At 70.9% G+C, this 13,125-nt stretch carries 12 protein-coding genes; 6 read left to right on the top strand and 6 right to left on the bottom strand.

The window, feature by feature from the left end:
• Positions 1 to 21 precede the first annotated feature (21 nt).
• Positions 22 to 657 (top strand): mycothiol-dependent nitroreductase Rv2466c family protein, encoded by a 636-nt coding sequence (locus ACWCO8_RS35815; RefSeq protein WP_362006634.1) that lies wholly within the window; start codon positions 22 to 24, stop codon positions 655 to 657.
• Positions 658 to 813: 156 nt separating this feature from the next.
• Here ACWCO8_RS35815 and ACWCO8_RS35810 read toward each other — a convergent pair whose 3' ends face one another.
• The 3 genes from ACWCO8_RS35810 to ACWCO8_RS35800 form a co-directional block, all read right to left on the bottom strand.
• A complete protein-coding gene (locus ACWCO8_RS35810; protein WP_362006632.1) occupies positions 814 to 1,458 on the bottom strand; it encodes a superoxide dismutase in 645 nt (214 codons plus the stop codon).
• Between the two features lie 215 nt (positions 1,459 to 1,673).
• The gene (locus ACWCO8_RS35805; protein ID WP_451035698.1) at positions 1,674 to 3,101 is read right to left on the bottom strand and encodes an amino acid permease; all 1,428 of its coding nucleotides are present in this window, start codon (positions 3,099 to 3,101) and stop codon (positions 1,674 to 1,676) included.
• 116 nt (positions 3,102 to 3,217) lie between these two features.
• On the bottom strand, positions 3,218 to 4,612 hold the full coding sequence (locus ACWCO8_RS35800; protein WP_451035697.1) for an amino acid permease: 1,395 nt from the start codon (positions 4,610 to 4,612) through the stop codon (positions 3,218 to 3,220).
• 254 nt (positions 4,613 to 4,866) lie between these two features.
• Between ACWCO8_RS35800 and ACWCO8_RS35795 the strand changes: the two genes are divergently transcribed.
• Positions 4,867 to 5,460 carry a biotin transporter BioY gene (locus ACWCO8_RS35795; protein ID WP_362006625.1) on the top strand — a complete coding sequence of 198 codons (594 nt, stop codon included), beginning with the start codon at positions 4,867 to 4,869 and terminating at the stop codon, positions 5,458 to 5,460.
• A gap of 22 nt (positions 5,461 to 5,482) precedes the next feature.
• Here ACWCO8_RS35795 and ACWCO8_RS35790 read toward each other — a convergent pair whose 3' ends face one another.
• A complete protein-coding gene (locus ACWCO8_RS35790; RefSeq protein WP_451035696.1) occupies positions 5,483 to 6,790 on the bottom strand; it encodes an FAD-binding oxidoreductase in 1,308 nt (435 codons plus the stop codon).
• An 86-nt stretch (positions 6,791 to 6,876) separates the two neighbouring features.
• Entirely contained in the window at positions 6,877 to 8,331 is a 1,455-nt protein-coding gene (locus tag ACWCO8_RS35785; protein ID WP_451035695.1) for an amino acid permease, read from the bottom strand.
• Between the two features lie 195 nt (positions 8,332 to 8,526).
• Between ACWCO8_RS35785 and ACWCO8_RS35780 the strand changes: the two genes are divergently transcribed.
• Together ACWCO8_RS35780 and ACWCO8_RS35775 are read left to right on the top strand one after the other, a co-directional pair.
• A complete protein-coding gene (locus tag ACWCO8_RS35780) occupies positions 8,527 to 9,021 on the top strand; it encodes a ribose-5-phosphate isomerase (RefSeq protein ID WP_451035694.1) in 495 nt (164 codons plus the stop codon).
• A complete protein-coding gene (locus ACWCO8_RS35775; protein ID WP_451035693.1) occupies positions 9,021 to 9,830 on the top strand; it encodes an Fpg/Nei family DNA glycosylase in 810 nt (269 codons plus the stop codon). The genes ACWCO8_RS35780 and ACWCO8_RS35775 overlap by 1 nt, the downstream gene beginning before the upstream one ends.
• Positions 9,831 to 10,023: 193 nt before the next feature.
• Here ACWCO8_RS35775 and ACWCO8_RS35770 read toward each other — a convergent pair whose 3' ends face one another.
• A complete protein-coding gene (locus ACWCO8_RS35770; protein WP_451035692.1) occupies positions 10,024 to 11,253 on the bottom strand; it encodes a GNAT family N-acetyltransferase in 1,230 nt (409 codons plus the stop codon).
• A gap of 107 nt (positions 11,254 to 11,360) precedes the next feature.
• Here ACWCO8_RS35770 and ACWCO8_RS35765 point away from each other — a divergent pair, with 107 nt between their 5' ends.
• Positions 11,361 to 12,506 (top strand): PP2C family protein-serine/threonine phosphatase, encoded by a 1,146-nt coding sequence (locus tag ACWCO8_RS35765; protein ID WP_451035691.1) that lies wholly within the window; start codon positions 11,361 to 11,363, stop codon positions 12,504 to 12,506.
• 49 nt (positions 12,507 to 12,555) lie between these two features.
• Positions 12,556 to 13,005: an HD domain-containing protein gene (locus ACWCO8_RS35760; RefSeq protein WP_451035690.1), complete on the top strand. Its 450-nt coding sequence runs from the start codon at positions 12,556 to 12,558 to the stop codon at positions 13,003 to 13,005.
• Positions 13,006 to 13,125 lie beyond the last annotated feature (120 nt).

Here is a 13,125-nt window from a genome sequence, read left to right as displayed (position 1 = left end):
TATCCATCCACGAGGAGTGACATGTCCGAGAGCAGGACCACCGCCGACTTCTGGTTCGACCCCCTGTGCCCCTGGGCCTGGATGACCTCCCGCTGGATGCTGGAGGTCGAGAAGGTCCGCCCGGTCGACGTCCGGTGGAAGGTGATGAGCCTGGCCGTCCTCAACGAGGACAAGCTGGACGAGCTCCCGGCCGAGTACCGCGACATGCTGGAGACCAAGGCCTGGGGCCCTGTCCGCGTGGTGGTCGCGGCCCAGCAACTGCACGGCGACGAGGTCGTCGGCAAGCTCTACACCGCGCTCGGCACCCGCTTCCACAACAACGGCGAGGGCCCGACGCGCGAGGCGATCGTCGGCGCCCTGTCGGACGTCGGCCTCCCGGCCGACCTCGCGGAGTACGCGGACAAGGACACCTACGACACCGAGCTGCGCGCCTCCCACAAGGAGGGCATCGAGCGGGTCGGCCAGGACGTCGGCACGCCGGTCATCTCCGTCCCGGGCGCCGACGGCGAAGAGGTCGCCTTCTTCGGCCCGGTCGTCACCCCGACCCCGCGCGGCGAGGCGGCGGCCCGGCTGTGGGACGGCACACTGCTGGTGGCGGCGACCCCCGGCTTCTACGAGATCAAGCGGACGCGGACGGCGGCCCCGAGCTTCGAGTAGTCACTCCCGCTCCCCACACGGAAGAACCCCCGCGATTCCTGTCATCGCGGGGGTTCTTCTTTCATCCGCCTGCAAGTGAAGGTTGAGAAGACGATCACGAGCAGGACGAGCGGGGTCCGGTCCGGACGGGGACCGGAAGGCGGTGCGGTACGCGGATCAGAAGGAGATCAGCGGCACGGAGGTCTTGGCGGCCTGGTAGCGCTTGTTCACGTCCTGCCAGTTGACGACCTGCCACATGGCCTCGATGAAGTCGACCTTCTGGTTCTTGTACTGCAGGTAGAAGGCGTGCTCCCAGGCGTCGAAGACGAGGACCGGGATGGAGCCCTGGCCGACGTTGCCCTGGTGGTCGTAGACCTGCTCGACGATCAGCCGGCCGCTGATCGGCTCGTACGCGAGAACACCCCAGCCGGAGCCCTGGGTGGTCGCGGAGGCCTTGGTCAGCTGGGACTTGAACTTCGCGAAGGAACCGAAGGACTCGGTGATCGCGTCGGCGAGCTCACCGACACCGTCGGCCGCCAGCGGCTCGCCGCCGCCGCCGTCCTTCGGGCTGTCCATGTTGTTCCAGTAGATGGAGTGCAGGATGTGGCCGGAGAGGTGGAACGCGAGGTTCTTCTCCAGGCCGTTGATCGAGCCCCACTGCTCCTTGTCGCGCGCCTCTTCCAGCTGCTCAAGGGTGTCGTTGGCGCCCTTGACGTACGCGGCGTGGTGCTTGTCGTGGTGCAGCTCGATGATCTGCGGATTGATCACCGGCTCCAGTGCCGCGTAGTCGTACGGCAGTTCCGGAAGGGTGTAGATCGCCATGTGCCGAGCCTCTCGCTGCTACTGATGCTTATTGCAACCTATATGCAGGTGCAGGCTAACAGCAGCACCGCCCCCGAGTTGATCAGTCCTTGGGCCTAGGACTCGTGGCGTAGCGAAGGCGGCTCGGGGGGCGGCTCGGGGGCGGCCCGGGGCGGAAAACGCCGAACCCCCGGACCGAGGACCGGTCCGGGGGTTCGACGTTCGTACGGGGTGGGTCAGGCGTCCTGCGGCTCCAGCGGCTCCCGCGCGCGCTTCTTCTGGAGCACGAGGCCGACCACGGCGAGGATCGCCGTGAGGCCGCCGGTCCAGTACAGCTGGACGCGCGTGCCCTCCTCACGGGCCATCAGGAAGAAGATCGCCGCCATGCCGGCGAGCGCCACCCAGGTCAGCACCGGGAACGCCCACATCTTCACGACGAGCTTCTCCGGCGCCTCGCGCTCGGTGCGGCGGCGCAGCAGCAGCTGCGAGACGGCGATGAAGAACCAGACGACGAGGATGATCGCGCCGATGGTGTTGAGCAGCCAGATGAAGATGTCGTCGGGCCGCCAGTAGCTCAGCAGCACACAGGCGAAGCCGAAGACGGAGGAGACGAGCACCGCGGGGCGCGGGACGCCGCCGAAGGTCCGGCCGAGCGCCTTCGGGCCCTGGCCGCGGGCGACCAGCGAGGTGGCCATGCGGGAGGCGCCGTAGATGTTGGCGTTCATGGCCGACAGCAGGGCGATCAGGACGACCACGTTCATGATCTGGCCGGCGGCCGGGATGCCCAGGTGGTCGAGGGTGGCGACGTACGGGCCCTTCTCGACGACCGCCTTGTCGCCCCACGGGACCAGGGTCACGATGACGGCCATCGAGCCGATGTAGAAGAGCGCGATGCGCCACATCGCCGTACGGACCGCCTTGGCTACACCCTGCACGGGGTGCTCGGACTCGGCGGCGGCGATGGTGACGGTCTCCAGACCGCCGTACGCGAAGACCGAGGCGAGCAGTCCGACGATCAGGCCTTCGGAGCCGTTCGGGAAGAAGCCGCCGTCGCCGGTGAGGTTCGCGGCGCCGGGGGCGTCCGTGCCGGGCAGGACGCCGACGATGGCGAGCACGCCGATGCCGAGGAAGAGGACGATCGCGCCGACCTTCAGGGCCGCGAACCAGAACTCGAACTCGCCGAAGTTCTTCACCGCCGCCAGGTTGGTCACGCAGAAGACCAGCATGAAGAGGGCGACCCAGGCCCACTCCGGGCTGTCAGGGAACCAGCCGGTCATGATCTTCGCCGCGCCGATGCCCTCCAGGCCGACGGCCACGCAGAGCAGGAACCAGAAGGCCCAGCCCGCCGTGAAGCCCGCCCAGGGGCCGATGGCCCGCTCGGCGTGGACCGAGAAGGAGCCGGAGGCCGGGTTGGCCGCCGACATCTCGCCGAGCATGCGCATCACGAGCATGACGAGCAGCCCGGAGATGGCGTACGCGACCACGATCGAGGGACCGGCGGCGGCGATACCGGCACCGGAGCCGACGAAGAGGCCGGCGCCGATGACGCCACCGAGGGCGATCATCGAGAGGTGGCGCTGCTTGAGGCCGTGCGTGAGGCCTTCGGCAGGGGGCGCTTCGTCGACCTTGCGGTCGACGGGCTCGGGCGCGGTGGTCCGTGACATGGGCAGCCCTGTTCATTGGCCGAGACGGGGGGAACGGCCCACAGTCTGGGCGGACGCACCGCTTACAGGGAACAGATGTCCGCTATACGGGCACGAGCTTCACACAAGGTGAAGGACTATCTCCGCTTCGTGCGCACTTCGCGCACCCACGCCACCAGCAGGACGGCTCCGGTGGCCGCGCCCGACCACAGCACCTGCGGCCGCGCCCCGTCGTCGGTCAGCATCAGGACCAGAACCGCCGCCATCGCGGCGAGCGCCGTCCAGGTCAGCCACGGGAAGCCCCACATCTTCAGCGTCAGGGTCTCCGGGGCCTCGCGCTCGATCCGGCGGCGCAGCCGCAGCTGCGAGACCGCGATCAGACCCCAGACGAAGAGGAGTACCGCGCCGACCGCGTTGAGCATGTAGAGGAAGACGGAATCCGGCCACTTCAGATTGAGCAGCACGGAGACGAAGCCGAACGCCACCGAGGCGAGCACCGCCCGGCGCGGCACCCCTCCACCGGACACCTTCAGCAGCCCCTTCGGTGCCTCGCCGCGCTCGGCGAGCGAGAAGACCATCCGCGAGGAGCCGTACAGGTTCGCGTTGAGCGCCGACAGCAGCGCCACGAAGACCACGATGTTCATGATCTGGCCGGCCGCGGGTACGCCGATCGAGTCGAGGACGGCGACGTACGGGGACTGGCCCGGCTTCATCGAGGTCCACGGCAGCAGGGTCACGATGACCAGCATCGAACCGACGTAGAAGAGGAGGATGCGCCACACGGCGCTGCGCACCGCGCGGGCCACGTTGCGCGCCGGGTCGTCCGACTCCGCGGCCGCGATCGTGACGACCTCCAGACCGCCGAAGGCGAAGACGACGGCGAGGACACCGGAGACGACCCCGCCCCAGCCGTTGGGCAGGAAGCCGCCCTGGCCGGAAAGGTTCGCCATGCCGACCGGGTCCGTGTCCGGCAGCCAGCCGAGGATCGCCAGCGTGCCGAGCGCGAGGAAGAGGACGATCGCGCCGACCTTCAGGGCCGCGAACCAGAACTCGAACTCGCCGAAGTTCTTCACCGCCGCCAGGTTGGCGAGGGTGAACACGATCATGAAGATCAGCACCCAGCCCCACTGCGGGACCCCCGGCACCCAGCCGTGCGCGATCTGCGCCGCGCCCGTCGCCTCCACCGCGAGGACCACGACCAGCAGGAACCAGTACAGCCAGCCCACCGAGAAGCCCGCCCACCGGCCGAGCGCCCGCTCCGCGTGGACCGAGAAGGCGCCGGAGGCCGGCATCGCCGCCGACATCTCGCCGAGCATCCGCATGACCAGCATCGCGAGCGTGCCCGCGATCAGATACGAGAGGACGATCCCGGGCCCCGCGACCGCGATGCCCGCGCCCGAGCCGACGAAGAGCCCGGCGCCGATCACCCCGCCGAGCCCCAGCATCGTCAGATGACGCTGCTTCAGCCCGTGGGAGAGCGGCTCGGGTTCGGGGGCCAGGGGAGCCGGGGAGGCAGGTGGTGCGTCGTGCATGAGGGGCTCGGGCCTTCGGAAGCGTTTATGGAGACCCCACAGTCTCTCCGCTGATCGCCCCTTGGCGCAAAATGGCCCCCGGTCCAGCTCCCCGCCGTGACAAGCGTCACGTGGCGCGAGGCATGGAACCGGTTCTTTGTGTGATCTCCACCAAGCGCTCAACCTCCCCTTTGTGGGCGGCTGATGGTGATCGAGCGTTCACCCCTCGACTACGGTCAACCTGTCCTGACCTCCCTCACCCCCGCGGAGAACCGATGAGCACCGCCGCCGCCCCCGTCCGTCCCCTCCGCTCCGGGACGGTCCTCGCCGACCTGCTGCCGTCCTCCCGGGCCCGGGACATCGCCCTCGTCGTGGGCGGCGCCGCGCTCACCGGCATCGCCGCGCAGATCGCCGTCCCGGTCCCCGGCTCGCCGGTCCCGGTCTCCGGCCAGACCTTCGCGGCCCTGCTCGTCGGCACGGCGCTCGGCGCCCGCCGCGGCTTCCTCTCCCTCGCGCTGTACGCGGTCGTGGGCATGGCGGGCGTGCCGTGGTTCGCCCAGGCCTCCTCCGGCTACGCGATGCCGTCCTTCGGCTACATCCTCGGCATGCTGCTCGCCGCCACCGTCGTCGGCGCCCTCGCGCGCCGCGGCGCCGACCGCTCCGTGCTCCGCACGGCCGGCACGATGGTGCTCGGCTCCGCGGTCATCTACGCGGTCGGCGTGCCGTACCTGGCCTTCGCCACCGGCATGACCCTCCCGCAGGCGGTCGCCGCGGGCCTGACCCCGTTCCTGATCGGCGACGCGCTCAAGGCCGCGCTCGCGATGGGCGCGCTGCCGACCGCCTGGAAGCTGCTCGGCCGCAAGGGCTGAGTACGCGCCTTCATCGCACGCTTCATCCGAAGAGGTTCGCCGGGTCGAGTTCCGACTTCAGCCGGGCGAGCCTCTTCCGCGTCTCCGCGTCGTACAGCCCCTCCTTCGGCTGCCCGTCGCCGAAGACGAAGTTGACCGCCCGGCCGAGCGCCCGGGGTGCCAACGCCTCCTCCACGCGCGCGTGGAGCGCGCGGACCGGCTCCACACCGTCCTCGTCCAGCGGGTAGAGCGCGCGCACCAGGAAGGCCGCCTCGCGGTACGGCACGGAGTTCGGCCGCTCCTCGGCGAGCGCCCCGCCCAGGTGGTTGATCTGCACGATCGCCATCCGGCCGGCCTTCGGCCCGGCGAGGTCCAGCACCGAGGCGGCCGCGGCCGGGTCGAGCTCGCTCAGCATGATCCCGTCGCCCCAGTAGGCGTGCGGGAACTCGGGGTCGCTGTGGATCGTGTGGCTCTCGGCGTACGGCAGCTCCCGCAGCGAGTCGGAGAGCGCGGGGCCGATCGCACGCAGCGGGGCCATGAGCCGCTCGCCCTCGGCGGCGTCCCCGGTGAAGGCGATCCGTACCGAGAGCACGTACTGGCCGCGCAGGTGCGGCGGAAGCATCGGCAGGTCGGGGTAGACGAGCGCGGCGAGCGACGAGGTCAGGGTCTCCGGCACCGTCTCCGTCCACTCGGCGTACGCGCGCAGGACCGCGGCCGGGTCGGTCCGGGTGCCGTCGAAGGCGAGCGCCCCGCCGTAGAGCCGGGCCACCGGGACCAGGCCGACCTCCAGGGCGGTGACCACGCCCAGGCCGGGCCCGCCGCCGAGCAGCCCCGCGAACAGCTCCGGATCGCTCGCCGCGCTCACCTCGCGCAGGGTGCCGTCGGCGGTGACCAGTTCCAGGGACCGCACGTGGTCGGCGGTCCAGCCGAACTCGCGGGCGAGGATCCCGAGCCCGCCCCCGAGGGTGTACGCGACCACTCCGACGCTCGGCGCGGAGCCGTTCAGCGGGGCGAGCCCGTACGGGGCGGCCGCCTCGACGACCCGCGCCCAGCGCACCCCGGCCGCGACCCGCGCGACGCGGGCGTCCGCGTCGATCCGTACCTGGTCCATCCGGCGCGTGGTGATCAGCAGCCCGCCCTCCGAGGCTCCGGGCAGCCCGTGCCCGGTGGCCTGGACGGCGACCGGAAGGCCCCGCTCGGCGGCGTACGCGACGGCCGCGCGGACCTCCTCGGCGTCGGTGGCCCCGACGACGAGCTCGGGGCGGACGGCGAAGCCGGTCTGGAAGCCGGCGATCTCCTCGTCGTACCCGGTGTCGCCGGGACGGAAGACGTGCTGGGCGGTGAAGGACATGGAAAAGCTCTCCGTTTCCTTGGGGGTTTCCCCTGGGACACGGAGAGCTTTCCGCCGATACCTGACAGAACCCGTCAGGTATGGATTCAGTCCTTGGTGACGGCGTCCGCCGGCTCCACGTTCTTGCCGAGGCGGTCGCGGACCACGGCGATGGCCACCACGAGCCCGGCCACGAGCAGCGACAGCAGGACCTGCTCACGGGCGGAGCCGCCGTTGTAGAGCATGTAGCCGAGGACGAAGACGATCATCGCGATGGTCGCCCAGGTCAGGTACGGGAAGAGCCACATCTTCACGAGCAGCTTCTCCGGGGACTCGCGCAGGATGATCTTCCGCATGCGCAGCTGCGAGAAGCAGATGACCAGCCAGACGAAGAGCGCGATGGCGCCGGACGCGTTCAGCAGGAAGGCGAAGACGGTGTCGGGCCACTTGTAGTTGAAGAAGACGGCGACGAAGCCGAAGATTACCGATCCGATGATGGCGGCCGTCGGCACGCCCTTCGCGTTGGTCTTGCCGAAGGCCTTCGGCGCGTCACCGCGGCGGCCGAGGGAGTGGGCCATGCGGGAGGCGGTGTAGAGGCCCGAGTTCAGGCAGGACAGCACCGCGGTCAGGATGATGACGTTCATGATCTGGCCGGCGTGCGGGATGCCGATGGAGTTCAGCGCCGCGACGTACGAGCCGTCCTTCTCCAGCGACGGGTCGTTCCACGGCAGCAGCGAGACGACCACCAGGATCGAGCCCAGGTAGAAGATGCCGACGCGCCAGATCACGCTGTTGGTGGCCTTGGCGACCGCGCGGCGCGGGTCCGAGGACTCGCCGGCGGCGAGGGTGACGATCTCACTGCCCATGAAGGAGAAGACGACCATCAGGATGCCCGTGAGGATCGCGCCGTAGCCGTTGGGCAGGAAGCCACCGTGCTCGGTGAGGTTGCTCAGACCGGCGGCCGAGGTGTCCGCACCCGGCAGCACGCCGAAGATCGCGAGCCCGCCGACCACGATGAACGCGGCGATGGCGACGACCTTGATGCCCGCGAACCAGAACTCGAACTCGCCGTAGGAGGCGACCGAGCCGAGGTTGGTGACGGTCAGGACGACCATCACGATGAGCGCCCAGGCCCACTGCGGGACGGCCGGGATCCAGCCGTTGAGGATGTCCGCGCCCATGGTCGCCTCGACGGCGAGCACGACGACCCAGAAGAACCAGTACAGCCAGCCGATGGAGAAGCCCGCCCAGCGTCCGAGCGCCCGGTCGGCGTGGGCCGAGAAGGAGCCGGAGGTCGGGTTGGCGACGGACATCTCGCCGAGCATCCGCATCACGAAGACGACCATCGTGCCCACGAGCGCGTAGGACAGGAGGATGCCGGGGCCGGCGGCCTTGATGCCGGCCGCGGAGCCGCCGAAGAGTCCGGCGCCGATGACGCCACCGATGGCGATCATCGAGAGGTGCCGGTTCTTGAGTCCGGCCTTGAGTCCGTCGGAAGACTGCGAATCACCGGGGTTACCGGTGGCAGAGCCTTCCTTCGCAAGGGTCGGCTGCGGGTTCATGAACGGTTCCTAACGTGTGGCGGTCGCTCGGGTCACGAGCCCGAGCATTGAACCCCGGACTCGCGGCTGATCGGAAGGTCCGACTCCGGATCGTTGCGTAAGGGCCAAAGGTCCATACCGATCCGGACCAAGGTCGTGTCCTGCCCCCGACCCCGCTGACCGCTACCCAGCCCGGCGCGTGCCACACTCGGACCCATGCGCGTGTACCTCGGCTCGGACCATGCCGGCTACGAACTCAAGAACCACCTCGTCGAGTGGCTGAAGGCCCATGGCCACGAGCCCGTCGACTGTGGTCCCCACATCTACGACGCCCAGGACGACTACCCGCCGTTCTGCCTGCGTGCCGCCGAGAAGACGGCCGCGGACGCGGACAGCCTGGGCATCGTCATCGGCGGCTCCGGCAACGGCGAGCAGATCGCCGCGAACAAGGTGAAGGGGGTGCGCGCGGCCCTCGCCTGGAGCGAGCAGACCGCCGCCCTCGGCCGCGAGCACAACGACGCCAACGTGATCTCCATCGGCGGCCGGATGCACACCGAGGAAGAGGCGACGAAGTTCGTCGAGATCTTCCTGAGCACCCCGTACTCGGGTGAGGAGCGTCACACCCGCCGGATCGAGATGCTCAGCGTCTACGAGACCACCGGCGAGCTCCCCGCGATCCCGGCCCACCACCCGCAGGAGCCCACGGCCTGATGCCCGAGGGGCACACGATCCACCGACTGGCCGCCGACCACCGGGAACGGTTCGGCGGCCGGTCCGTGCGGGTGACCAGCCCGCAGGGCAAGTTCGCCGACTCGGCGGCCCTGCTCGACGGCACGGTCCTGGAGTCCACCGAGGCGCACGGCAAGCACCTCTTCCTCGCCTTCGCCGGCCTGGGCTGGGTCCACATCCACCTGGGACTCTTCGGCAAGGTGAACTTCGGCGACGCCCCCGCGCCGCCGCCCACGGACACCGTGCGGCTGCGGCTCGCGAACCCCGAGTCGTACGTCGACCTGCGCGGCCCCACCACGTGCGCCCTGATCACGGACCCCGAGAAGCGGGCGATACACGACCGCCTGGGCCCGGACCCGCTGCGTGGCGGCGACGATCCGGAGAAGGCCTGGCACCGCATCTCCCGCTCCCGTACGACGATCGCGGCCCTGCTGATGGACCAGAAGGTCGTCGCGGGCGTCGGGAACGTGTACCGGGCGGAGGTCCTGTTCCGGCACGGCATCGACCCGTACCGCGCGGGCAAGGACATCACGCGCGCGGAGTGGTTCTCGATGTGGACGGACCTGATCGCCCTGATGCGCGAGGGCGTTCGCCACAACCGCATCGACACCGTCCGCCCCGAGCACACCCCCGAGGCGATGGGCCGCCCGCCGCGCGTCGACGACCACGGCGGCGAGGTCTACGTCTACCGCCGGGCCCTCCAGCCCTGCCACATCTGTGGCGGCGAGATCCGCACCGCCGACCTCGCCGCCCGCAACCTCTTCTGGTGCCCGGCCTGCCAGCACCGCTGACGCGGCCGGCTACGCGGACACACCCCGTGTGGGCAATCGTCCGGGCCCACCCTTCCCCTCCCGTGTGGGCAATCGTCCCGCTGGGGGTCCCCCCAGGGCGAAGCCCTAGGGGGAGGGACGGGTGGGCACACGGGACGAGGGCGCCCTGGCGGGCGCCTCCGCCCCGAGCTGCCCCGCCCCACGAGCCCCCGCGCTAGAACCCGTGCGGCAGCCACGGCGCCACGGGGGACCCGAACGCCACCGACGCCTCCACGAGCGCCCCGGCCCGGAGCTCCCGCACTCGCCCGGCCGCGGCAAGCGACGTCAGGCTCGTGCCGCCGAGGTACGCCGCGCCCAACTCCCGTACCGACAAGGCGAGATCAGCAGCCTCATCGGTACGGACGCACACCGCACCCTTCGCGTCGCCCGTGAGCCGCCACCGTCCCTCGTTCCAGGGGCAGAACGTGTCCGTGACCTCGAAGACCACATCCACCGGCGCCTGATACGTCCGCGCCTCCAGGGCCGTGCCCACCTCCACCACCCGCAGGTGCAGCCCGTCCCGCTGCGTCGGCGCGCAGCGCCGCACGTCGGAGACCAGGTGCTGCCACGCGTCGTCCACCGGCCGGCTGTGGATCCGTACCGTCGACGTCAGGTCGACCGACCAGAGGAACCGCCACAGCGCCGCCTCCGCCGCCGGATCCAGCGCCTCCAGATCTCGCACGATCACCACGCCCTCGGCCCCCGCGGGCGACCAATCCGGCTTGATCGCGTACCGCGCGAAGCCCACGACCTCCCCGGCCCGCTCCGCGAGCACGCACAGCTGGGGCGACGCCCCGCCCCGGTCGCTCGCCGGGTCGAGCAGCGCCTGCTTCTCCCAGCCGGGCTGCCGGGCGAGCATCCCCGGCCGGGTCGCCACCCGGCGCGCGTACACCGCCTCGCACGCCCCCAGCGCCTTCACCGGATCGGCAAGCCGCAACGTCACGTCGTCCGTGCCCTCGGGCACAGTGAGCCGGACCCGGTTCGTGTCGATCGTCGCCCGCGTCGTGTACGCGGCGACGCCGTAGCCGAACCGGCCGTAGATCTCCGGCTCCGAGGCCGTCAGCACGGCCAGAGACTCACCGCCCGCCCGCACGTCGTCGAGCTGGCGCCGCATCATCGAGGTCAGGATCCCGCGACGCCGGTGCGTCGGCGCCACACTCACCATCGTGACCCCCGCCGCCGGCACGAGCGCCCCGCCGGGGACGGACAGCCGGAACGAGAACGCCCCCGACGTGGCCACGCAGCTCTCGCCGTCCCAGACCCCGTACGAGCGCTCGCACTCGGTCAGACTCCGGTAGAGCGCACGCTCATCCGGCGACTCCGCCACACCGCCGAAGGCGAGCTCGAGGACTCCGTACCACTCGTCCCACTCAGCCGGTTCGAGTACACGCAGTTCAGTCGTCATATGCCATCGATACCAGCGCACGGCAGCCCGACGCGACCCGTTTTCGCTCGCATTGTCTTAGGGGTCCCCCTGCACGAGGTCCTGCGGGGTGGATAGGGTCCAGGCCAATGAGAACTCGCGCGGGTGTCGATTCGTACCCCGCCCGGATGCGCAGGAGCGCACACCGGGCCCGCGTCGCGCTGCGCAGATCCGGCGTCGACTACTTCCGCGGCGAGGGCTCCGACTGGCTCGCCTTCGGCGCGCTGCTGCTCACGATTCCGGCCATCACCCTCGGCACCCTGGCCGACCCGGTGTGGTGCGCGCCCGCCACGCTCGTCCTGCCGATCGTCGCCGGCGGCCTGCTGCTCCGCCCCGCGAGCCTGCTCGCCCTGTACGCGGCCGCCGCCGGCGCCCTGATCGTCGAGGCCCTCGTGCTCGGCCCGTACACGGAGGGCCCCGCCCGGGTCACCCCCGGCACGGTCCTGGTCGTCGCCGCCTGCGGGTTCTTCGGCCTGCTCATCGCCCAGTTCCGGGCCCGCGTCGGCGTGCCCTGGCGGCGCGGCGGCACGATGCTCTTCGACCTGCGCGAACGGATCAGGGCCCAGAGCGCCCTGCCCCGGCTCCCCAAGGGCTGGCACCGCGAGATGGCGCTCCGCCCGGCCGGCGGCCAGTCGTTCTCCGGCGACTTCGTCGTCGCGGCCCGCACCCACGGCGGCCGGACCCTGGAGGTCCTGCTGACGGACGTCTCCGGCAAGGGCATGGACGCCGGATCGCGCGCACTGCTGCTCTCCGGCGCCTTCGGCGGGCTGCTCGGCTCGCTGCCCCCGCACGCCTTCCTGCCGGCCGCCAACGGCTACCTGCTCCGCCAGGACTGGGACGAGGGCTTCGCCACCTCCATCCACCTGGTCCTCGACCTGGAGTCCGGGGACTACGAACTCCTCTCCGCCGGGCACCTGCCCGCGCTCCAGCTCCACGCGGGCACCGGGCGCTGGGAGGAGAAGTCCGGCGAGGGCCCGCTCCTCGGCGTCTACGACGGCGCCGAGTTCCACCCGGTCAAGGGCTCCCTGCGCCCCGGGGACGTCCTGATGCTCTTCACCGACGGGCTCGTCGAGGCCGCCGACCGGGACCTCACCGAGGGCATCGACCGGCTCACCGGCGAGGCCGACCGCTATGTCGCCTCCGGCTTCGAGGGCGCCGCCTGGCACCTGATCGAGGCCTGCGCCAAGGACGTCAACGACGACCGCGCGCTGCTGCTCATCAGTCGCAGGGGCTGACCGCCCGAAGCCCGGGCGCAGGCCGCGCCCGGCGCCGTAGAGTCGGCGCATGCCGCACCTCACCCTCGCCCAGGTCGAGTCCCTCACCGTCGCCGCCCACGAGGGCCAGACCGACAAGGCGGGCCGCCCGTACGCCGAGCATCTGCGGGCGGTCGCCGAGGGGGTACGGGCCCGGGGCGGGAGCGAGGAGCAGATCGCGGCGGCCTGGCTGCACGACTCCGTCGAGGACGACGCCCTCTCCGCCGAGTGGCTGGATTCGGCCGAACTCCCGCGCGCGGTCAAGGACATGGTGCTCGCCCTCACCAAGCGGCCGGGCGAGGATCTCGAGTCGTACACCCGGCGGATCCTGGCGGTTCCCGGCGCCCTCCTCGTGAAGGAGGCCGACCTCGCGCACAACGCCGACCCGGCCCGTCTCGCCGTGCTCGACGAGCCGACCCGCACCCGGCTGACCGGCAAGTACGCCACCGTACGGGGACTGCTCGGGCTCTCCGCGGACTGACCCTGGGCCTGGCCCCGCGCGAAACGATCAAGACGAAAATCGCGCGGGTTGGCTCGATTCTTACGCCGACGATTCGTCACCCGGCGTCGGTGGGCAAGAAGTTGGTGGCACGATGGATGC

The organism is Streptomyces sp. NPDC001927 (assembly GCF_053594455.1).
This window is presented reverse-complemented; position numbering and strand designations above follow the sequence as displayed.

Bases quoted from the DNA above. Each gene is read 5' to 3' on its own strand.
- ACWCO8_RS35815 (WP_362006634.1), top strand. From the start codon at position 22: ATGTCCGAGAGCAGGACCACCGCCGACTTCTGGTTCGACCCCCTGTGC.
- ACWCO8_RS35810 (WP_362006632.1), bottom strand. From the start codon at position 1,458: ATGGCGATCTACACCCTTCCGGAACTGCCGTACGACTACGCGGCACTG.
- ACWCO8_RS35805 (WP_451035698.1), bottom strand. From the start codon at position 3,101: ATGTCACGGACCACCGCGCCCGAGCCCGTCGACCGCAAGGTCGACGAA.
- ACWCO8_RS35800 (WP_451035697.1), bottom strand. From the start codon at position 4,612: ATGCACGACGCACCACCTGCCTCCCCGGCTCCCCTGGCCCCCGAACCC.
- ACWCO8_RS35795 (WP_362006625.1), top strand. From the start codon at position 4,867: ATGAGCACCGCCGCCGCCCCCGTCCGTCCCCTCCGCTCCGGGACGGTC.
- ACWCO8_RS35790 (WP_451035696.1), bottom strand. From the start codon at position 6,790: ATGTCCTTCACCGCCCAGCACGTCTTCCGTCCCGGCGACACCGGGTAC.
- ACWCO8_RS35785 (WP_451035695.1), bottom strand. From the start codon at position 8,331: ATGAACCCGCAGCCGACCCTTGCGAAGGAAGGCTCTGCCACCGGTAAC.
- ACWCO8_RS35780 (WP_451035694.1), top strand. From the start codon at position 8,527: ATGCGCGTGTACCTCGGCTCGGACCATGCCGGCTACGAACTCAAGAAC.
- ACWCO8_RS35775 (WP_451035693.1), top strand. From the start codon at position 9,021: ATGCCCGAGGGGCACACGATCCACCGACTGGCCGCCGACCACCGGGAA.
- ACWCO8_RS35770 (WP_451035692.1), bottom strand. From the start codon at position 11,253: ATGACGACTGAACTGCGTGTACTCGAACCGGCTGAGTGGGACGAGTGG.
- ACWCO8_RS35765 (WP_451035691.1), top strand. From the start codon at position 11,361: ATGAGAACTCGCGCGGGTGTCGATTCGTACCCCGCCCGGATGCGCAGG.
- ACWCO8_RS35760 (WP_451035690.1), top strand. From the start codon at position 12,556: ATGCCGCACCTCACCCTCGCCCAGGTCGAGTCCCTCACCGTCGCCGCC.